Annotated in this window: 18 protein-coding genes and 2 pseudogenes; 8 read left to right on the forward strand and 12 right to left on the reverse strand. The window is 61.1% G+C overall.

Features of this window, described 5'->3' with window-relative positions; all coding sequences use genetic code 11:
* Positions 1 to 107: 107 nt before the first annotated feature.
* Positions 108 to 767 (reverse strand): carbonic anhydrase, encoded by a 660-nt coding sequence (locus tag ACXR0M_RS07885; RefSeq protein WP_458831669.1) that lies wholly within the window; start codon positions 765 to 767, stop codon positions 108 to 110.
* 144 nt (positions 768 to 911) lie between these two features.
* On the opposite strand from ACXR0M_RS07885, the gene ACXR0M_RS07890 reads away from it, so the two are divergent.
* A complete protein-coding gene (locus tag ACXR0M_RS07890) occupies positions 912 to 1,916 on the forward strand; it encodes an alpha/beta hydrolase (RefSeq protein WP_458831382.1) in 1,005 nt (334 codons plus the stop codon).
* On the opposite strand, the gene ACXR0M_RS07895 is transcribed toward ACXR0M_RS07890, so the two are convergent.
* The gene (locus tag ACXR0M_RS07895) at positions 1,897 to 2,592 is read right to left on the reverse strand and encodes a tRNA (adenine(22)-N(1))-methyltransferase (protein WP_458831383.1); all 696 of its coding nucleotides are present in this window, start codon (positions 2,590 to 2,592) and stop codon (positions 1,897 to 1,899) included. The genes ACXR0M_RS07890 and ACXR0M_RS07895 overlap by 20 nt on opposite strands.
* Positions 2,593 to 2,813: 221 nt before the next feature.
* Here ACXR0M_RS07895 and ACXR0M_RS07900 point away from each other — a divergent pair, with 221 nt between their 5' ends.
* The 6 genes from ACXR0M_RS07900 to ACXR0M_RS07925 all read left to right on the forward strand — a co-directional run bounded on the left by ACXR0M_RS07900 (position 2,814) and on the right by ACXR0M_RS07925 (position 8,690).
* The gene (locus ACXR0M_RS07900; RefSeq protein ID WP_458831384.1) at positions 2,814 to 3,845 is read left to right on the forward strand and encodes an alpha/beta hydrolase family protein; all 1,032 of its coding nucleotides are present in this window, start codon (positions 2,814 to 2,816) and stop codon (positions 3,843 to 3,845) included.
* Between the two features lie 118 nt (positions 3,846 to 3,963).
* Positions 3,964 to 4,158 (forward strand): DUF2986 domain-containing protein, encoded by a 195-nt coding sequence (locus ACXR0M_RS07905; RefSeq protein WP_458831670.1) that lies wholly within the window; start codon positions 3,964 to 3,966, stop codon positions 4,156 to 4,158.
* 224 nt (positions 4,159 to 4,382) lie between these two features.
* Positions 4,383 to 5,171: a methanethiol S-methyltransferase gene (gene mddA / locus ACXR0M_RS07910; protein ID WP_458831385.1), complete on the forward strand. Its 789-nt coding sequence runs from the start codon at positions 4,383 to 4,385 to the stop codon at positions 5,169 to 5,171.
* 121 nt (positions 5,172 to 5,292) lie between these two features.
* Positions 5,293 to 7,674: a DUF3772 domain-containing protein gene (locus tag ACXR0M_RS07915; RefSeq protein ID WP_458831386.1), complete on the forward strand. Its 2,382-nt coding sequence runs from the start codon at positions 5,293 to 5,295 to the stop codon at positions 7,672 to 7,674.
* A gap of 210 nt (positions 7,675 to 7,884) precedes the next feature.
* On the forward strand, positions 7,885 to 8,046 hold the full coding sequence (locus tag ACXR0M_RS07920; RefSeq protein ID WP_169840464.1) for a hypothetical protein: 162 nt from the start codon (positions 7,885 to 7,887) through the stop codon (positions 8,044 to 8,046).
* A gap of 53 nt (positions 8,047 to 8,099) precedes the next feature.
* Entirely contained in the window at positions 8,100 to 8,690 is a 591-nt protein-coding gene (locus ACXR0M_RS07925; RefSeq protein ID WP_458831671.1) for a helix-turn-helix domain-containing protein, read from the forward strand.
* Between the two features lie 335 nt (positions 8,691 to 9,025).
* Here ACXR0M_RS07925 and ACXR0M_RS07930 read toward each other — a convergent pair whose 3' ends face one another.
* Entirely contained in the window at positions 9,026 to 9,535 is a 510-nt protein-coding gene (locus tag ACXR0M_RS07930; protein WP_458831387.1) for a hypothetical protein, read from the reverse strand.
* 386 nt (positions 9,536 to 9,921) lie between these two features.
* On the opposite strand from ACXR0M_RS07930, the gene ACXR0M_RS07935 reads away from it, so the two are divergent.
* The gene (locus ACXR0M_RS07935) at positions 9,922 to 10,383 is read left to right on the forward strand and encodes a DUF3574 domain-containing protein (RefSeq protein ID WP_458831388.1); all 462 of its coding nucleotides are present in this window, start codon (positions 9,922 to 9,924) and stop codon (positions 10,381 to 10,383) included.
* On the opposite strand, the gene ACXR0M_RS07940 is transcribed toward ACXR0M_RS07935, so the two are convergent.
* The 9 genes and pseudogenes from ACXR0M_RS07940 to ACXR0M_RS07980 form a co-directional block, all read right to left on the reverse strand.
* Entirely contained in the window at positions 10,380 to 11,744 is a 1,365-nt protein-coding gene (locus tag ACXR0M_RS07940; RefSeq protein WP_458831389.1) for an APC family permease, read from the reverse strand. The genes ACXR0M_RS07935 and ACXR0M_RS07940 overlap by 4 nt on opposite strands.
* 41 nt (positions 11,745 to 11,785) lie before the next feature.
* Complete coding sequence (locus tag ACXR0M_RS07945; protein ID WP_458831390.1) at positions 11,786 to 14,173, reverse strand: TonB-dependent receptor plug domain-containing protein; 2,388 nt, start codon at positions 14,171 to 14,173, stop codon at positions 11,786 to 11,788.
* 430 nt (positions 14,174 to 14,603) lie between these two features.
* Positions 14,604 to 15,269, reverse strand: coding sequence for a sulfite oxidase-like oxidoreductase (locus ACXR0M_RS07950; protein WP_458831391.1), 666 nt, complete (start codon positions 15,267 to 15,269; stop codon positions 14,604 to 14,606).
* A 45-nt stretch (positions 15,270 to 15,314) separates the two neighbouring features.
* Complete coding sequence (locus tag ACXR0M_RS07955; RefSeq protein ID WP_458831392.1) at positions 15,315 to 16,370, reverse strand: substrate-binding domain-containing protein; 1,056 nt, start codon at positions 16,368 to 16,370, stop codon at positions 15,315 to 15,317.
* A gap of 25 nt (positions 16,371 to 16,395) precedes the next feature.
* The gene (locus ACXR0M_RS07960; protein WP_458831393.1) at positions 16,396 to 17,421 is read right to left on the reverse strand and encodes an ABC transporter permease; all 1,026 of its coding nucleotides are present in this window, start codon (positions 17,419 to 17,421) and stop codon (positions 16,396 to 16,398) included.
* On the reverse strand, positions 17,414 to 18,964 hold the full coding sequence (locus ACXR0M_RS07965; RefSeq protein WP_458831394.1) for a sugar ABC transporter ATP-binding protein: 1,551 nt from the start codon (positions 18,962 to 18,964) through the stop codon (positions 17,414 to 17,416). Before ACXR0M_RS07965 ends, ACXR0M_RS07960 begins: the two co-directional genes overlap by 8 nt.
* 8 nt (positions 18,965 to 18,972) lie before the next feature.
* Positions 18,973 to 19,644: a methionine ABC transporter permease gene (locus ACXR0M_RS07970; protein ID WP_458831395.1), complete on the reverse strand. Its 672-nt coding sequence runs from the start codon at positions 19,642 to 19,644 to the stop codon at positions 18,973 to 18,975.
* Positions 19,641 to 20,225, reverse strand: a pseudogene (locus ACXR0M_RS07975) (methionine ABC transporter ATP-binding protein); the annotation flags it as partial. The pseudogene ACXR0M_RS07975 and the gene ACXR0M_RS07970, both read right to left, overlap by 4 nt.
* Positions 20,209 to 20,451: pseudogene (locus ACXR0M_RS07980) on the reverse strand (MetQ/NlpA family ABC transporter substrate-binding protein); the annotation flags it as partial. The pseudogenes ACXR0M_RS07980 and ACXR0M_RS07975, both read right to left, overlap by 17 nt.
* Positions 20,452 to 20,478: the final 27 nt, after the last annotated feature.

Here is a 20,478-nt window from a genome sequence, read left to right on the forward strand (position 1 = left end):
AATAATACAGGACTGAAACTGATGGTCAACCCCCTATTTGCAAATTCCTTTCTGTAGAAGCGGGTGACTATATAGAAGACGCGCTGCACAACAGCGCGTCCCCACTATTACACCTGCTTGCCGTTGCGCGCAGCGATCGCCACGGTGTTCGGCGATTCGGCAAGCGAAACGAAACGACGGCTTGCGCCATCCAGTGCATCGATACATCCCGCCTCGATGTCGTATACCCAACCGTGCAGATTCAAGCGCCCCTGCTCCAGCGCGAGCGCCACCGACGGATGCGTACGCAGGTTCGACAGTTGCGCGATCACGTTTTCACGTACCAACCCATCGAGCTTCGCGCGGGGCGTGTCGAAATCGTGTGCGGCGTTGATCGCTTTCGCGGCGTCCGAGTGACGTAGCCAGTTGGCCACCGCCGGAAGATGATCCAGACATGTGCAACGGGAAATCGCGCCCATCGCTCCGCAGTCCGAGTGGCCGCAGATCACAATGTCCTGCACGCCAAGCACTGCGACCGCATATTCGACAGTGGCCGAGACCCCGCCCGGCTCAGGACCGTATGACGGCACGATGTTGCCGGCATTACGAATCACGAACAGTTCGCCAGGTTCGCGCTGGGTGAGCAACTCGGGCACAACACGGCTGTCTGAGCAGGTGACGAACAACGCCTTGGGATTTTGTTCCGTCGCGAGCTGCTTGAACAGCTCGACGCGTTGCGGATAAACCTCGCGCTGGAAGCGCAGAAAGCCGTCGATAATGTCACGCATGGAATCCTCCAAAACGAATAAAGGTGCTGGCACCAGCAGTTGATAGGCTTCCATGCCAGGATGGTCGTCATTATTGCAGAGGTCGCACGTGTTGGCTTGACCCAAACCATTCGACGCGCATCAGCAAATGTCACAGGAACCAGCATGGACACCCGAAACCTCGAATTCGCTCCCCACGAAATCGCGCAGATGCAGCGCTTCAACAAAACCCTCGCCTGGCTGCCAAGGTTTCGAGTCCGCAATCGCGTCACGCCGCGCCTGATTCAGACCTTGTTGCGAGTCAGTCAGAAGACCGGCGCGGACAAGCTGCGCAAACATGGCCTGGAGGGCGAAAACATCGTGATTGATGCAAACGGCGCCCCGCTTCCGTTACGGATTATCAGGCCTAAAAGCAAAAGCCGAGGCGTGGTGCTGGATATTCACGGAGGCGGCTGGGTCATCGGCAACCCGCAGATGAACGATGAACTTAACGCGGGCCTGGTCAATGCGTGCAACGTGACGGTGGTTTCGGTGGATTATCGACTGGCAACCAACACGCCCGTCGAGGGGTTGCTGGCGGATTGTCTGGGTGCCGCGCGTTGGTTGCTCAATTGCCATGAGTTCGCGGATCTGCCAGTGATCATCGTCGGGGAATCGGCGGGCGGGCATCTGGCAGCGGCGACGTTGTTGGGGCTGCAATCGTCGCCCGAATTATTGCAGCGCATCCACGGTGCCTTGCTGTATTACGGCGTCTACGACCTGAGCGGAACCGCCAGCGTCCGTGCTGCGACCGCCGACACGCTGGTGCTGGACGGCCCTGGCATGGTTGAAGCCTTGCGCCTGTTGACGCCCGATTGCAGCGAGGCGCAACGTCAGCAAGCGCCGTTGTCACCGCTGTACGGCGACTTTACCGGCATGCCCCCTGCGTTGATGTTTGCCGGCGAACTCGATCCACTGCGCGACGACACCCTGGAGCTGGCTGCACGCTGGCAAACATCGGCAGCGGTCGAGGTGCACCTGCTGCCCGCTTGCGCCCATGGGTTCATTCACTTCCCGACGGCGATGACCAACAAGGTGCTGGCTCACAGCCGGGCGTGGATCAACTTGCGAATCGCCGAGCATCAAGCCAAAAACGAACGACGCGCTCAGCTCACGCCAGCAAATCAGTAATCCACTGAATCTGCTGCGCAGTTTCCTGCAATTTTTCCTCGGGCACTGCGTTGCGAGCCTGGGTGAAGTCTTTCAGGGTTTTCTGTTTCTTACGCAACAGACGTTGCCATTTGGCGATAAATGCCGGGCTGCGCGCCTGCATCTGCAGGGGGCCGAAGTAAAGCTGTTCAGCACTATAAGCGACCGGCCCGGACCGCTCGGCGACGATGATTTCATAGAAGAAGCGGTTTTCCTCCAGCAAGTCCTCGACGACGATGCGATAACCATTGTCCATCAGCCACTGGCGTAGCGGCTGCTCGCCGCCATTGGGTTGCAGGATCAGCCGTTCGTGCCCGCTCAAACGCGCCTTGCCGCTGTCGAGAATGTTGCGGATGGTCTCGCCGCCCATGCCGCACAGGCTGATCGCAGTGATTCCGTCGTCGGGTTCAATCGCCGCCAGGCCACTGGCATGCCGCACACTGATGTGGGTTTGCAGATCGTTCTCGCGCACCGTGCGCAGCGCAGCGTGATAAGGGGTCAACGCAACCTCGCCGGCCACCGCCGCGACAATAGCGCCACGGCGCAGCAAAGCTACCGGCAGATAACCGTGATCCGAGCCGATATCCGCCAGACGCGCCCCCGCCGGAACCTGCGCCGCCACGCGCTCCAGGCGCAAGGACAAAGTGTGTTCGTTCAACTATCGCCCTCTTTTCCAGCCATCGCCGACACTGCAGGCCGGACAAGGGGCGCGACTCTAGCGGGGTGCGGGAGGCATTTCAAATCCGCTGCTGCCTTTAAACGCGCGGTCATGCGTCGCTATCTTGTTTAATACGCCTCGACTAATCTGCCGTCGGCCGTCAACGACTGTTCCAGCAGGCGACGCGCACAACAATAAATGCACTCAAGGAAGAATCGACATTGAAAACAGCTCTCGGCACCCTGCTGCTGATCAGTCTGCCCACTATCGCAGTGGCCGACACCCACCCCATCGGTTTCCACAGCACCACCCTGCCGGACCCGCAGCGTCCGCTGGAGATGGTCGTCTGGTACCCCGCGACCACTAACGCGCCAGCGCAATTGATCGATGACAGTCCGGTCTTCGTCAGCGGGTCTGCCGTGCGCGACGCAGCGCCGACGACCGGTGAGCATCCGCTGGTGGTGCTGTCCCACGGTTATCGCGGCAATTGGAGCAACCAGATGTGGCTGGCGACTGCCTTGGCCGATCGGGGTTACATCGTCGCAGCCGTCAATCACCCCGGCAGCACCACCCACGATCGCAGCCCGCAAGCCGCCGCACAGTTGTGGCAACGGCCGGTCGATCTGCGGCGGGCGATCGAAGCGGTAATGGCGCAACCGGGACAGTTTGGTGCCGTCGCGCCACAGCGTATCGCCGTGGTCGGCCATTCACTCGGCGGCTGGACCGCGCTGGAAACCGCCGGAGCGCGGTTCGATCCCGAGCGTTTCGCCGAGGACTGCAAGGTCCATGCGCAGCTTGCGAGCTGCCGCGTCTACCAGCAAATGAATCCCGCCAGCACGCCGCAAGCCAGGGCCGAGCTGGCTGCCGACCGGCGCTACCCTGCGGTCACCGCCGTCGTCTCGCTGGACCTCGGTCTGTCGCGCGGCATGACCGACGCCAGCCTCGCCGCGCTGCCCGTGCCAGCGCTGGTGATCGCCGCCGGTGCGCCGTCCGAAGATCTGCCGGCACAACTGGAGTCCGCTGATCTGGCCAAACGTCTGCCGCCAGCCACCACGCGCTATGTCGAAATCCGCGACGCCAGCCACTTCAGCTTCATGTCGATCTGCAAACCCGGAGCGATCGAAATGCTCGAAGAAGACGCACCGGGCGACGGCATCATTTGCCGCGATGGCGACAAGGCGCGACCGCGTGAGGACATCCAGCAGCAGGTGGTCGGGCTGATCAGCGATTTCCTCGCGACAGTGAAGCCATGAGCCACTGCAATCAGGTTTGATCCACGGCGAGCTTTACATGCTCGCCAAATCGCTCACAGCCGGTTCTAATGCTCGCCTGATCGGCACCCGCCCCACTCCCGTCCACCGAGTAGTAAACATGAACCGTCAAAAGAAACTGCAGCAGTTGTTCAAGGAAAAGGCGAAAAAGGCCAGTGCCAAACTGGCACCGAAAAAGCCCAAGTACATCAGCAAGGCCGACCGCGCGAAAATGGCCGCTGAAGCGGCCTTGGAACCGGTCGAAACCAGCGAGAGCGCGTCGCCGAGCGGGTCGACTATTTCCGCAACTTCCTGATTAACATCCGCCAGCGACTCGGCAGCCACAGTGAAACCTGCAAGCCACGCGGTTTCACCTCATCAGCAAAGTCAGCCTCACCCGCCAAGACTGAGGGCATCCATCGTTTTCTCTCTTTCCCGCCAGCCGAAACCGGCGTTCCCTGCTAGATTCAATATTCCCCCTCCTTCATCCAACCCAAGGTGCGAGTTTGCAGTCCACGCCATGACCGCGAGGCATGGATCATGAAGACCTCTAGCGCAACATCCCGGCCTACCGGCCTGTTCTATTTGCTGTACAGCCTGACCAGCTATCTGCTGTTTCTGGCCACCGTCCTGTACCTGATCGGCTTTCTCGGCAGACAGCTGGTGCCCCGGCACATTGATTCGGGGTCACAACAGCCGCTGATCGAGTCGATATTGGTCGATATTCTGCTCATCACCCTGTTCGGCGTGCAGCACAGCGTCATGGCCAGACAAGGCTTCAAGGCCCGACTTGCCCGAGTGATACCCGCCGCAATCGAGCGTGCCACCTACGTGTTGTGCAGCAGTCTGGTGTTGATCCTGCTGATGTATGCCTGGCGACCGATTGCCCTGCCGGTCTGGAGCGTTGAAACACCTGTCCTGAGCGCCCTGCTTGTCGGGCTGTTCTGGGTCGGCTGGGGGCTGGTGTTGCTGGCGACGTTCCTGATCAGCCACTTCGAGCTGTTTGGTCTGAAGCAGGCCCTTAGAGCTTTTCAGCACGCTGAGCCGCCACCCTCGCACTTTCTCACACCCTCGCTCTACAAGGTGGTCAGGCACCCGATGTACCTGGGTTTTCTGATCGCCTTTTGGGCGACGCCGGTAATGAGCGTCGGCCATCTGCTGTTCGCCATGACCAGCAGCCTCTACATCCTGATCGGCGCGCATCTGGAAGAGAAAGATCTGCTCGGCGTCTTCGGTCGCCAATATCAGGACTACCAGCAACGCGTCGGCATGTTGCTGCCGTTTCGCAAGGCATCGCGGGCTGCCAACAATCGGCACAACCCGCCTTAGCCACAAGCACGCAGGGCACAGCTTTGCCACGAGCCGGCCCTGCTCAGCGGAAATTTTTCTCGGCATCCGGTTCGATCACCTAACCTCATAGATTGTGTGCTCAACCGGAACCGGCCCGTCCATGCGTAACGTCTTGAAGTCGTTGTTGTTTGTGACGCTGACCCTGCTCATACCGAGCGGTTCGGCACTGTGGGCGGCGGATTTGCCGGCGCCCTCGGTGGCTGCCACGGTACCGCTGGTGGAAGTGTCACAAAGCGATCTGCAGGCCCTGCAACTGCGCCTCGACGGGCTCAAGCAGCAGATTTCCGCCGCCAACAATTACAACCAGCTCGAGGGCCCGCAGGACCGGGTGCAGACCTTTATCCTGGATGTCGATCGCCTGTCGGCGGCGTTGCTGCCGCAGCAGGCGCAAATGGCGGTGCAACTGGGTGTGCTCGGCGCGGCGCCGGATACGCAGATTGCCGCAGAACAAGCGGATATCGCCGCGCAACGGGCGACACTCAGCGAGCAGAAAAACAAGGTTGATGCCACGCTCAAAAGTCTCGGCGCACTTAAACAAAGTGCTGCAGACCTGATCACGCAAATCTCCGGCATCCGCCGTACGCTGCTCGAAAGCGAACTGACGCTGCGCACCGACAGCATTCTCAGCCCGAACTTCTGGTCGCCGCTGGTTTCGCCGGCTGCGGACGACCGCCAGCGGTTGAGCTTTTTCATCGATCAGGTGGACGAAACCTGGGCCACGGTCTGGGCGCCCGGACAGCGATTTTTCACGTGCGTACTGATGCTGTTGGCCCTGCTGTTCTGGACGCTCGGCCGCCGCCTCGCCGAACGCGGGCTGACCTGGCTGTGCATCCACCGCATGCCGGAGGGCCGCCTGCGCCGCAGCGCGCTGGCCTTCGCCTCGGCGCTGGCGACCGTGGCGACCACGGCCATTGCCCTGCACCTGCTGTTCTATGCCTGCACGCGCCACGAACCGCTGACGCCGATGCTCTCGACCTTCTCCGAGGAGTTCGAAAAAGCCGTTTACGCCTGCGTCATGATCACCGCCCTGAGCCGCGCGCTACTGTCGACGCAACATCCTTCGTGGCGACTGCCGGGGATTGCCGATGAGGTGGCGCTGGCGCTGAAGCCTTTTCCGCGAATTCTCGCCGCCACCTTGCTGGTGCTGGTGACGCTGGTGCAGGTCAGCAACGCCACCGGCATGAGCAGCCAGATCGTGATCGCCCAACGCGGGGTGATTGCCATTGTGGTGATCGCGATTCTGCTGCCGATGCTGGTCCGCACCGGCAAGGTGCGCAAGGCGTTGATCGCCGCCAATGACCCGGCGGCCGGCAGTACCTTTGCCGGGGTGATCTACAGCGTTGCCATGGTGTCAATGTGCATTTCGGCGCTGGCGCTGATCACCGGTTACGTGTCGCTGGCGCGCTTCATCACCTATGAACTGGTATGGGCCTATATCGTGCTCTCGGGATTCTATTTGCTGATTCAGGTGGTCAAGGACGCCTGCGAATACCTGTTCTCGCCGCGCTACTCCGCCGGCAAAACCATCAAGCAGACGCTGGGCATGAGCGATCGGCGCCTGGAGCAGGTGTCCACCCTGCTGTCCGGTGCCAGCCGCGCCGGATTGCTGCTGCTGGCGGTTATCGCGCTGTTCGTCGGTGGCATCGGCACCACGCTCGGCCAGTTGACCAGTAACATAATGGGCATCCTTGGCGGTGCCGGGTTGCGCAAGCTGAACATCGTCCCCGCGCACCTGATCAACGCGATGCTGGCGCTGCTGATCGGCATCTACCTGATCCGCGCGCTGCGCCGCTGGCTCGATCACGAGTTCCTGCCCAAGACCGACATGGACCCGGGCATGTGCGCGTCGCTCAGCACGCTGTTTTCCAACATCGGTTACGCCGCCGTCATCCTGCTGACCCTGTCATCACTGGGGGTGCGCTGGACCAATCTGGCGTGGATCGTCAGCGCACTATCTGTAGGTATAGGTTTCGGCCTGCAGGAAATCGTGAAGAATTTCGTCTCCGGGCTGATCCTGCTCACCGAGCGGCCGGTAAAAGTCGGCGACCTGATCAGCATCAGCGGCGTCGAGGGCGACATCCGCCGCATCAACGTGCGCGCCACGGAAATCCAGCTCAGCGACCGCTCCATCGTCATCGTGCCCAACTCGCAGCTGATCTCACAGAACTTGCGCAACGTCACCCTCGGCGGCAGCGCCCAGGGGGTGGCGAGCCTGGATCTGATGTTCCCGCTGGACATCGACCCCGAGCAGGTCAAGGATTTGCTGTTGGAGACCTACCACGAAAACGACAACATCCTCGACAAACCGGCCGCCTACGTGCGCTTCAGCAAGCTTTCGCCGGAAGGCATCACCCTGACCGTGACCGGCTACGTCGGCAGCCCACGGATCGTCGGCGGGACCAAGAGCGATCTGCTGTTCGAGATTCTCAAGCGTCTGGGGGATGCCGGGATTGCGTTGGCGAAACCGGCGTCGAGCCCGTAGTCCCTGAAGGGTTTGGCGGTGGTTCCGTCTGCAAGAGCGATGACTGACACAGCCCCATCGCTGGCAAGCCAGCTCCCAAAGGTGTCGCGGCGAGTGCCACCTCAACCAAAGAACAGAAAGGAATTAATACATATAAAATCAGTATTTATCGTTATATGAATTTGTGCGTACTCTCTGTTCATCCCCTCATTGATCACAGTGAAGTGCGCCATGAATCCGACTGCCAATCTGATCGATTTCGTCGCTTACCGCAAACGCCGCCAGGCCCAGCAACTCGCGCGGGCCATGTGGGAAATGTATGCGCGCAACGCCGGTTACCAGGCCTTTCAGTGGGTGCAGGCCAAGCGCTCGACCGAGCCGCGTCAAGCGTGAACGCCGGTGATCCCTCGCGTTTTCTGGCGAGCGCCGACGAACCTGTGCTGGATCTGAACCGTCTCGAAGCACTGGAACAAGACCCGATCTGCGAACGGGTCGCACAAAACCTGCAACGCTTGCGCGGCAAGCGGCATTTGTCGCTCGATGCACTGGCGCGCCAATGCGGCGTGAGCCGGGCAATGCTGGCGCAGATCGAGTCCGGGCGCAGCGTGCCGTCGATCAAGGTGCTGTGCAAAATCGCCAAGGGCTTGAAGGTGTCGGTGGCGGCGTTTCTCGAGCATCGCGCGTTCGAGGGCGTGGCGGTGTTGTCGGCGCGCCAGAGCAAACGGCTGGTGAGTGCCAGCGGTGCGTTTGTCAGCCGTGCACTGTTCCCGTTCGACGTGGCGCGGCAGTCGGAATTTTATGAACTGCGTTTGAGTCCGCTGGGCGAAGATCTGTCCGAGGGTCATGGGCCGGGCGTGCAGGAAAACCTGGTGGTGGCTCAAGGCGTGCTGGAGATCAGCGTCAATGACGAACGCTATCTGCTGTCCACCGGCGACTCGATCCTGTTCTATGCCGACCAGCCCCATTGCTACCGCAACCCGGCGGACAGCGAGGCGGTGGCCTATCTGGTAGTGACCTACCCCGAACGCCTGGACTGACGAATCGCCGTGGGATCCAGGCTTGTTGGCAGATACGGCATCTCATTGCCTGACACATCGCCATCGCTGGCAAGCCAGCTCCCACAGGTTTCCAAGTGGGTTCAAGATTTATGGCCACTGAAGATCCCTGTGGGAGCCGGGCTTGCTCGCGAAGGCTTTCGCACATTCAACATCTGCGTTGCCTGACACACCGCTTTCGCGAGCAAGCCCGCTCCCACATGGTTTCGTGGTGATAGCCGAAGCCGGCGTGGTGTGGGCTGGACAAGTGTTGGTCAATGGAATGAAAAAGCCCCCGAGGCCTTGGGCCGTCGGGGGCTTTTTTGTGCTGCCGGAAATCAGCAGGTGCAGCACATCATCGGCATGCCGTTGCAGCTCATCATCATTGGCATGCTGCAGTCGTTCATCATTTTCATCATCAGGGCGCAGCAGTTTTTCATCATGTCCATGCTCATGCCGGGCATCGGCATGATTTTGCACATCATGCAGTCGGCCATCATGGTGCATTCCATCACGCACTTCATCGATGGCATCGGCATGCCCATCATCGGCATTGGCATCATCATGTTCATCATCGGCATCGCCATCGCCGCCTGGGACATGCACATCATGCTCATGTTGCCGCAATGCATCGTCATCGGCATGCCGCAGTCCATCATCATCTGCATCATGGCGCCGCTGTTCTTGAACATGGCCATGTCCATGCCAGCGGCCGGCATCATCTTGCACATCATGCCGTCGTCCATCATTTCGCAGCTCATGGTCGCCATCATCATCGGCATGCCCGTCATTGGCATCATCGGCATGTTGGCGTTCATTGGCATTTGCATCTGCATGGCGTTCATCATGGTGTAGCTCCCTGAGGATTTAAGAACTGGATGAAAAAGCTGATGGCGCTGATTCTATGGACTTGAAGTTCTCGAACAAGACGTCCATCAAACAGCCAAAAACGATGTTCAAACCGCTCAAGCGCAGCGTTATATGCACAGTGAGATGTTGCAGCAGCTAAACAGACGCCATGACAGAAAGATCAAATGCGTTGACGGCGATTGCGCCATTATCGATATGTAAAACAACGCTATATAAATAACCGAAAGAAATTATCGGTCTAACCCGCACCGATTATTTTGCTTATTCCATTCATCAATCAGCCATCCAGTTTTTAATCTTTTATCGCTATTAACCTCGCCCCCTATAATTGTGCAAACCACACTTGATTCAAAAAGGAAGTTCCATGCAAAGACGCCTGTTACTGGCTGCACTGTTTGTCGCTGTCGCCGGGTGCGCCAGTCCTCCTGCCGTTTCCGTGCACACCAAAGACCCCGCCAGTTCGACCCTGCAAGGTGATGCCACGCGACCGGCGCAGGCGCAGTGGATCCGCACCGAGTTGTACTTCTCGGTAGGCACGGTGGATGGCAAGGAAGGCGCCGTAAGCCCTGCGCGCTGGCGCGAGTTTCTCGACAAGGAAGTGACGTCGCGGTTTCCCGACGGTTTCACTGTTCTCGATGCGTATGGGCAGTGGCGCGATCATGGGGCGAAAGAGCCGGAGCGGCTGAGTACCAAGGTCATCGTGATCCTGCACGAGAACAATCCGCAGAACGCCGGCAACATCGAGGCGATTCGGCTGGCGTACAAACGCATTACCGGGGACTTGTCGGTACTGCGTCTGTCGCAACCCGCCGAAGTATCGTTTTAGTCAGTGACTTGACCGAGGGCCTGCCGAGGCGTCGACGCCAGGCGGCTCAATCCGGCCAACAGCAGCGCGCCGACCAGCAACACCCCCATTCCCAGAAACGCGCCCCACCCCACCACCGTCACGCTGGAATACAGCATGTACAGGCACAGGCCTAAAAACAGCAAAGGCAATAGCGGATACAACGGCACCTTCACTGGTCTCGGCACTTCGGGAAAGCGCCGACGCAGGACGATCAATGCCAGGCTGCTGAAGCTTAGAAACAGCCAGTACACCGGGGTCAGGTACTCGACCATGGTGTTGAAACCGCTCTGGGTGAAACTGCCGAACAGCACCAGCAACAAGGCCACCGAGCCCTCCGCCAGCAAGGCCTTGCGCGGAACCCCGTCGCGCTTGTCCCACTCGCCGAAGCGGCGCAACTGCGGCACGTCTTGGGCGGCGGCGTAGGCGGTGCGAGCGCCGACCAGCAAGGTAGAATTGATGGTGGCGATGGCCGCAATCCCGACCATCAGCAGAATCAGCAGCACACCCGGCGCGCCGAATGCGCGGTTCAACAGGTCCACGCCCGGTGCGTTGCTCGCCGCCAGCCCGGCGAACCCCAAGCCACGGACAAACGCCCAGTTCAACGCCAGGTAGATCGCCATCAGCAACGTCAGCGCACCGAGCATGGCGAGGAATATTCCGCGTCGACCATCGCGTACTTCCGCCGACAAGGTCGCCGCATCGCTCCAGCCGCCGAACGCGAGAAAGACGAAAATCATCGCCGCGGAAAACCCGGCCATCCCGGTGTTTTCCGGCGCAACCGCAACGCTCGGTGGCGGTGCTTCAATCCCCTGCCACGCCAGCCACACACCAGCGCTGGCGATACTCAGAAAGCCCAGCGCCAACAGGCCCACCAGCAAGGTCTGGGTGATGAAACCGATGTGCTTGCCGGTGAGATTAAGCAGCACCAGCGCAGCGATGATCCCGCCAGCAAACAGCCCCGAGCCATAGCGACCGAGCGGCACCACGGCGTTGAAGTAATCGGCAAACATGAACGCCGACAACGCGATCCAGCCGGTGTGCATCACCGAGAAACGTGACCAGGCAAACACAAACCCCATGCGCTCGCCATAAGCAGTGCGCAGAAAGTGATAATCGCCGCCCGGATGCGGAAACGCCGTGGCCATTTCAGCGAAGCACATGGCACCGGCCATTGACGCCACGCCGCCGAGTATCCACACCCAATAGAAATAATCCGGCCCGACGTCCAGTGCCACAGTCGGCGCGGTCTTGAGGATGTCAGTGGTGATCACCATGCCCAGCGTGATCAGCAGCGCCTGCAGCACCGGCAGATGGCGCTTGGGGCCGTTTGATTGATTCATGCAGAGTCCCGCAGAAGGTCCGCCGTCCGTGGCGGTTCGGCTCAGAAGCCGTAGGTGGCACTGGCGTAGTAATAGGCACCGTTGGTGCCGATCGGTGACAGCACGTCATACGGCAGATTGCCGCCGTAGTTGATCGCCGAGCCGGAGCGTTCCGGGTAGTTGTCGGTGAGGTTGTTGCCGCCCAGGGCCACGCTGAATTTGGGGGTGAATTTGTAGGTCACCTCAGCATCCAGTTGCCACACCGCGCCGTAGGTCTGTTCCGGTTGCGAATCGCCGAAGTCGAACACACGAGTGGTTTCGCCCTGACGGGTCAGACGCCCGAGCAGGCCCCAGTGTTCGCTGGCCCAGTTGGCGGAAAATACGAAACGATCCCTGGGCGCGGCGTCGGTCAGGGTATTGGTTTCTTCAACGCCGACCAGCGCATCGTTGCCGATACCCAACGCCGTCAGTTGCGACGGTGTGCCTTTGGTGCTGGTGACTTTGGTGTGGTTGTAGGTGTAGGCGGTCGTCAGGCCCAACGTCCCGTCATACAGCGGCTGATGGTAGTTGAGCACCAGTTCTGCACCGTGGGTGCTGGTGTCGGCAGCGTTGGTGAAGAAGTTGACGTCATGCACCCCGGCCACGCCGAAGTTGTCGTTGATGTATTGCTCCATGGCGTCGCTGCCGATGCGCTGCGACAAGGTGATGCGGTCCTTGACGTCGATGCGGAACACATCGAGCGAAGCGTCGAAGCGTTCGTTCAACTGGAAGGTCAGGCCGAGGCTGAAGTTCTTCGAGGTTTCCGGGTCGAGTTTCTGCGCGCCCAGCGCACGCGCGATCGGATCGTTGACCGAGAGCACGCGAATATCGGTGAGCGTGCCGCCTTCACCGAAGTTGCTGGTGGTGTTCTGAAAACCGCTCTGGGCCAGCGATGGCGCACGGAAGTTGTTCGACACCGCACCACGCAACGCCCATTGTTCGGTCAGTTTGTAGCGACCACTGAGCTTGCCGGTGAGCTTGCTGCCGGCATCGTCGTAATGCTCCCAGCGCGTGGCGGCGTCGACGAACAAGCGGTCAGTGAGATCGCCCGAGAGTTCGGCATAAGAGGCGAACACGTTACGGTCCAGGTCCGACTCTTCGCCGGGGCGCAAACCGTTGGCGCCGTCAGCGCCAGAGCCGATGTACGAAGCCTCGTCCCCAGCGTAGGTCAGGTAATTTTCGTAGCGGTATTCACCGCCCAGCGCCAGCACAAACGAACGTCCGCCCAGGCGCAGTTCGCGACTGAAATCGAGGTTGGTGGTGGTCTGGCGCAACTCGTAATCGCCAGTGTCGAACGACGTAGGCGAATCGGCCCCCAGGCTGACGTTGAGGGTGCGCCGGGTGGATCCGTCAAAGCGGTTACGCCCGTGGGTGACGCTGCTGTCGAAATCCCAGTCTTCGCCGATCATGCCTTTGAAACCGGCGGTGGCGGAGATGTCCTTGTTGTCACCCAGCGACTGCGGCAGGTAGCCGTTGGGATAGAACTGCGGCTGTTCGTAGGGGTAGCGATAGAACTCGGCGCCGGTGGTGTGGCGCTGGTTGTAGGTGCCGAAGCTGTAGGCCTTGCCGCCAGCCAGCGGCAGCTCGCTGTTGAACCAGAGATTGACGTCCCGCGCGAGACCGTCGCCCATCACATAGTTACGCTGCTGCGGGGTATCGGCAAAGCCGTCGTAACCGGCGCGGTTGGTCGGGTTACGGTTTTTGTACTCGGTGCCGCCGCGAATGAACCCGCCCTCTTCACCCAGGCGCGTGCCGATCTTGGCGGTGGTCACGCTGTTCTGGCCGTCGGTGGTGGTGCGACCGATAGCATCCTGATGGGTGTGATAGGCGCCGTAGCTGGTGGACACTTCGCCGCCCTCGGGAGCGTCGTCGAGAATGATGTTGATCACCCCGGCAATCGCATCGGAGCCGTACTGCGCCCCGGCGCCATCGCGCAGCACTTCGATGCGTTTGATCGCACTGATCGGGATCGAATTGAAGTCCACCGGCGCCGTGCCACGACCGATTTTCGACGAGTCATTGACCACCGCAGAGGTGTGCCGGCGCTTGCCGTTGACCAGCACCAGCACCTGATCCGGACTCATGCCGCGCAACTGCGCCGCACGCACATGGTCAGCGCCACCGGAGTTGGACTGACGCGGCATGCTGAACGAGGGCAGCAACGTTTGCAGCGCCTGGCCCAACTCACCGTCGGCAGCGCCAGTGGACTTGAGGTCAGCGGCGGTCAACACGTCAACCGGCACCGGAGAATCGAGCACCGTGCGCGCAGTGCCCCGGGTGCCGGTGACCAGCACGGTACCCAGCCGTGTGTCATCGTCAACGCGCGTGGAAGTATCTTCGGCTTGCGCCGGAAGTTGCCAGATCGCACCGACCACCGCGATGGCCAGTAATGAACGGGAACGCTGGTACATGGGACAGCTCCTTTATCGCAGTTAATACCCGGCCGTTGCCGACAATAAGAATTCGGCAATCAATGCACGGCAATGTCTGCTTTAGTTTTAGAAATCAGGAAGGCAGTGAAGGCTGATTAAACAGATTGAATTGATTAAGCGCAGAATCCCCAAAGTTAGTTTATCCCCTTGAACACCGATGCTAGACGAGCGGATCTGTTTCGCAAAAGAACCAATAACACTTAGGTTAGATCGCTCTGAAGAACAGTCTTTAGTTCAACAACACGTGTTGCTGGATCAACAGTTGATGTAACTATCAAACAGGGATTACAACTGCAAAAAAGATCCCTGTGGGAGCTGGCTTGCCAGCGATAGCGGTGTGTCATTCAACGGAAATAGTGACTGAACGGACCCCATCGCTGGCAAGCCAGCTCCCACAGGGTCGTCTGTACTAGTCGAAATCCTTTTCCAGCCAGACATCTTCAGCGATATCCAACGCTTCAGCACTGAAGCGTTGTTCCGCGAACGGATCAGCGTGCAGGTGAAAGCCGTTACGCTCCCAGAAACCGGGTTGTTCCTGGTCAGCAAACTCGAGACCGCGCAGCCATTTGGCACTCTTCCAGAAGTACCGCCCCGCTACCACCAGTCGCAGCGGCCAGCCATGCTCGGTGGTCAGGGGGTGGCCGGCGTAATGGGTGGCCAGCAGGCTGTGCGGATGCAGCAGGTCGTCGAGTGACAGGTTGCTCTGGTAATCGTGGTCGGCGTGGGCCATGACGAAACTTGAAGCGGGCTGGATATCGGAAGCGTTCAGCAGATCCTGCAGATGCACCCCGCTCCACTGCGTGTCGAACTTCGACCAGCGTGTCACGCAGTGGATGTCGCATTGCAACTGACGCTGTGGCAGCGCTTGCAGGTCCTCGTAACGCAGTTCGACCGGGTGTTTCAGCGTGCCGAACAGACGTAACGACCAGTTCGCCAAATCGTAGTGCGGCACGCTGCCCTCGTGCAGGATCGGGAAGCGCTCGGTCAGCACCTGACCGGGAGGCAACCGTCCGCTGCGTGCGGGATCCGCTTCGGGTGAACGGCTTTTGCGTAATCGCGTTGCCTTGTCGTGCATACCCACACTGACCTCATTTCTCGAATGCCGAACCCATGGCAGATTTCAGTTAACCACCGGTATCCACTCGGCCCGCGCCACGTTGGCGCTATCACCAAAAGCCGGAAGCTTCTGCGCCAGATCGCGAACGTTTTTCACCTCCAGGTCGAGCAGTTGCTGACGGGTGATCAGGGTCGGTGGCACCAGCACTTGATGCCCCGGATTTTCGCCGGCAATCAACATCGCCAGACTGCGCACGCTGATCGCCCCCGCCACTTGCGGATTGACCGCTGCCGTGGCCGCCCAGGCGCTGTCTGGTTCTTTCATGATCTGGATGTCGGCGGTGGAAATGTCGGCGCTGTAGATCTTCACTTTTTGTCCCAGCCCGGCCTCGTCGACCGCGATTTTTGCGCCTTTGGCGAACTCGTCGAACGGTGCGAAGATCACGCTGATCCCCGGATTGGCCCGCAGCACGGCGCTGGCCTGATCCGCCACCGAGTTGGCGATCGGCGGGTTGAGCGTGCCGAACCGGGCCTTCTCGATGATGCCCGGATTGGCCTGCTTCACCTGACTCCAGATCTCGTCGCGACGCTCCATCGGCGTGAAACCGCTGATGTACACGTAACCGGCGTCGAACCGCGTGCCGTTGTCCTTCAGCGCCTGATCCAGCGCCAGCCGCGCCAGTGCATGGTGATCCTGTTCGACCTGGGTTACCTGCGGGCTGTTCAGATCTACATCGAACGCCACCACCTTGATGCCTTTGGCGATGGCCCGGTCAGTCGGTCCCTTGAGGGTTTCCGCCAGGCCCAGTTGGACAATGATTCCGTCGACCCCGAGGTCGATCGCCTGATCGATCATCTCGCCCTGACTCGCCGCCTGCTGCCGGGCATCGAACACCCGCAGACTGGCCCCCAGCGCTTCGGTCTGTTGCTCCACGCCGCGCAGGTAGGCCTCGGGAAAGTCCCCGGAAAACAGATACCCCACGAGGGCGATCTGCACCTGGCCCTTGTCGAATGGCGCCGGCGCACCCGGTAACGCCTTGGCCTGGGCGCTCAGGGCGAGTGCCGAGAGCATGGCCGTGGCGAGACATTGGCGCGCGAATTGTTTGATTGAACCCTGCATACGACGTTCCTTGGACGATGTCGGCTCAGCGCGCCCGATGCGCGAGGCCGAAGGTGAACATCAGGGCCAGCACCAGCACCAGTCCCTTGACGAAATCCTGCGCGTAGTACGGCGCGTTGAGCATGGTCAGACCGTTGAGCAGCGAGGCCACCAGCAGTGCGCCGACCAAGGTGCCGAAGGCGTTGGCTTTCTTCGCCCCGAGCACGGCAAAACCGATCAGCGCCGCGCCGAGGGCGTCCAGCACCAGACCGTTACCGGAGCTGACATCGCCGCGGCCCAGGCGCGCCGCCAACAGCAGACCACCCAGTGAGGCGAGCAACGCCGACAACACGTAAGCCAGTAACTTGAAACGCTGCACTGGCGCGCCCGCCAGCAGCGCGGCCTGCTCGTTGCCGCCGATGGCATAAAACAAGCGGCCAATGCGCGTGCGCTCGAGGAACAGCCACACCGCCAGCGCCACCAACGCGGTGATCAGCACCGGGACCGGCACCACCTCCCACAACCGCCCGCGACCCAACGCGAGAAACGCCGCACTGAAGGCACCTTCGGTTTCCTCGCCATTGGGCAAGGTCATGCCCACCGCAATCGAGCGGCCGCCGGTGGGAATCAGTTGCACACCGATCACCAGGAACATGCTGCCCAGCGTTGCGAGGATGTCCGGCACCCGCAGCTTGACGATCAGCCAGCCATTGAGCAGCCCGACCAGTGCACCACCGGCCAGACTGATCAACACCGCCGGCACTGCGCCCCAGCCGAGCACCACCATCACGTAACTGGCGATCATCAGGCTCATCGCCGCCACCGCACCGATCGACAGATCGAGCCCGCCGACGGCCATGGTCAGCGTCACCCCGAGGGCCAGCAACGCGACGATCGACACCGACTGCAAGATGCTGAACAGATTGCCGACGCGCAAAAACGCCGGCTCGGCGACGCTGAAAAACACCACGATCAATGCCAGCAGCCACAACAGGCCGTAGCGGATCAGCGCTTGCAGCAGGCGCTCGGCGGGGGCCGCAGCGCTCGACAACAGTGAACTCGAATCAGGCACTCGCTCTGCTCCTTGGCGTGGCATGAAGGGGATTTTCGATTGCGTCGCTGCCGGCCAGCGCAGCGACCAGGGTCGCGCGCTCAAGACCGGCACGCGGGTATTCGGCGACCACCGCGTGATCGCGCACCAGCAGAATGCGGTCGGCGATTTCCAGGGCTTCGTCAACGTCGGCACAAATCACCAGCGTCGCGCGCTCACCTGCGCCGTCGCGCAGCAGCTGGCCGATCTCGCGGCGGGCGCGCACATCGACGCCCTGAAACGGCTCGTCGAGGATTAGCAGCCGCCCGGCCCCGAGCAACCAGCGGCCCAGCACGACCTTTTGCTGATTGCCGCCAGACAACGCGCTCATTGGCACGTCGATGCCCATGGTCTTGATCCCCAACGCCGCGACTTGCGCCTCGACCGCTGCGGCTTCGGCGCGATTGCGAATGAACCCGGCTCGGGTGAAACGCTGCAGAAACGGCAGCGTCAGAGTGCGGCGCAGAGAAAAGTCCGGCACCAGCGACTGGCTGGTGCGGTCCTCCGCCGCGAGAAACACGCCGCTGCGAATCGCCTCCCCTGGCGAACCCGGCAGCCAGTCCTCGCCATCGAGTTGCAGGCTGCCGGCCACGGCTTTGCGCAAGCCGAACAGCACGTCGGCGATTTCGCTCTTACCGGCGCCGAGCAGCCCGGTGAGCACCACCACTTCACCTTGGTGCAGGTCGAAATCGAAACGCTTCGCGCGCGGCAAAATCTGCAAACCGCGCACGCCGAGCACTTTTTGGCCGACGAGGCCGGGCCTGTAGACATGCCCGTCCAGCGCCTGCCCGAGCATCGCCTGCACCGCTTCCGGCAACTGCCGCGCGCTGAATTCTCCGGCCAGACGCCCGTCGCGCAGGACGATGGCGCGATCCGCCACCCGTTGCAGATCGGACAGACGATGGGAGATGTAGATGATTGCCAGCCCACGGCTGCGCAAGGTGTCGAGCAATCCGAACAGGCGCTGCGCCTCGACGTCCGACAACGCGGCCGTCGGCTCATCCAGAATCAACAGACGCGGCTGCAAGGCAAAGGCCCGGGCCAGCACCACCAGTTGCCGTTCGGCCTGGCCGAGTTGCTCAATGGGTGCATCCAGCGGCAACGCCAGACCGAGTCCGGCAGCGATGCTCGCAGCGCGCTCCAGCAGGCATTTGCGATTGAGCCAGAAGGTCGCGTCGGGCTTGCACAATTCATCGAGCAGCAGGTTTTCCGCCACGCTCAAACCGGGCGCGATGCCGTCGTTGATCTGCTGATGCACGGCGACAATCCCGACTCGGCGAGCCGACAGCGGCGAGCTGAATTGCCGTGGCTGGCCATCGACGAAAATTTCCCCGACATCGGCGCACTGGCTGCCGGCGAGAATCTTCACCAGCGTCGATTTGCCGGCACCGTTGGCACCGAGCAATGCCACCACTTCAGCGGGATGAATCTGCAGGCTGACGCGATCCAGCGCGCGGTTCGAGCCGAAGCGCTTGCTCAGTTCACGTACTTGAATCAGCGGCGCGCGGGCCACGACCAAACTCATAAAAATCCTTAACGACGATGGGCCAGCGAACGCACCAGCCGGTCACCCAGGCTCTGCACGCCCTGCACTAGGATGACCAGCACCACGACGGTGGCGACCATCACTTCATTGTTGAAACGCTGATAGCCATAACGGATCGCCAGATCGCCCAGACCGCCTCCGCCAATCACCCCGGCCATGGACGAAAAGCCGATCAGCATCACCAGCGTCAGGGTGATGCCCGCGAGTAGCGCCGGCAGGGCTTCGGGCAGCAGAACTTTGCAAATCACATGGCGGATATCGCCGCCCATGGCGAGGATCGCTTCGATCCGGCCCTTGTCGACTTCGTCCAGCGCGTTCTCGACGATCCGCGCAAAAAACGGAAACGCGCCGATGGTGATCGGCACCACAGCGGCGGTGCTGCCGAGGGTGGTGCCAACCAGCAGACGCGTCAGCGGAATCAGTGCAATCAACATCACCACAAAGGGCAGCGAGCGCCCCAGATTGACCAGCGAACCCAGCGCGGCATTGAGCCGTGGCAATGGCCACAGTCCTTCGCGGCGACTGACAAACAGCAACACCCCGAGCGGCAAACCGATCAGCAGCGTGAACAGCCCGGCAAGCAAGACCATGTACAGGGTTTCGCCAGTGGCGTTGAACAGCAGTTGCAGGATTTCATCCCAGTTGCTCGTGCGGTTCATGACTGGGCCGCCCGCACGCCGTATTGCTTGAGGAAGCTGAGACCAGGGATGTCGTGGCCCAGCGGCAGACCGCAAGTCGGACGCAACGAAGTGCCGAGATTCGATTGCGGATCAGCGAGCAAACGCGGGACCGGGCCGGCCTCGACCAAGCGCCCGTTCGCCATCAACGCCGCGTGATCGCAGATCGACTTGACCACGTCCAGCTCGTGGGTGATCAGCACAATGGTCACGCCCAGTTGCCGGTTGATATCGCGCAACAGGTCAAGAATTGACGCGGTGGTTTCCGGGTCCAGCGCACTGGTGGCTTCGTCCGACAACAGGTACGCCGGCTCGGCGGCCAGTGCGCGGGCAATTCCGACCCGCTGTTTTTGCCCACCGGACAGCTGCGAGGGAAAGGCATGCGCCTTGTCACTCAAGCCGACCAGTTCCAGCAGTTCGCGCACCCGCACATGGCGCCACGGTTTGCCGACGTTGGCGATCTCCAGCGGCACGGCGATGTTGTCGAACACGGTGCGCGAGTGCAGCAGGTTGAAGCCCTGGAAGATCATGCCGATGCGCTGCCGCTGGCGGCGCAGGGAAGTAATTGGCATCGACATCGCCGTGCACCAGCAACTCGTTGGAGTTCACGCCGTTGGGGATCTCGATGACCTTGAGCTTGAGTTGCGGATCAATTTTCTGGATATACGCGAGAATCTGCGCGTGGGGCACCGGGTCGGCCGCCACCCGCAACGGCTCCAGTGCCTGAGCGCCGAACGAAGTCACCAGCGCCCCGAGCACGGCCAGGGTCACACCTGCTTTTTTCAACATGGTCTTGGTCCTTGATCGAGTGATGAG

It is taken from the genome of Pseudomonas sp. Eth.TT006 (assembly GCF_054456575.1).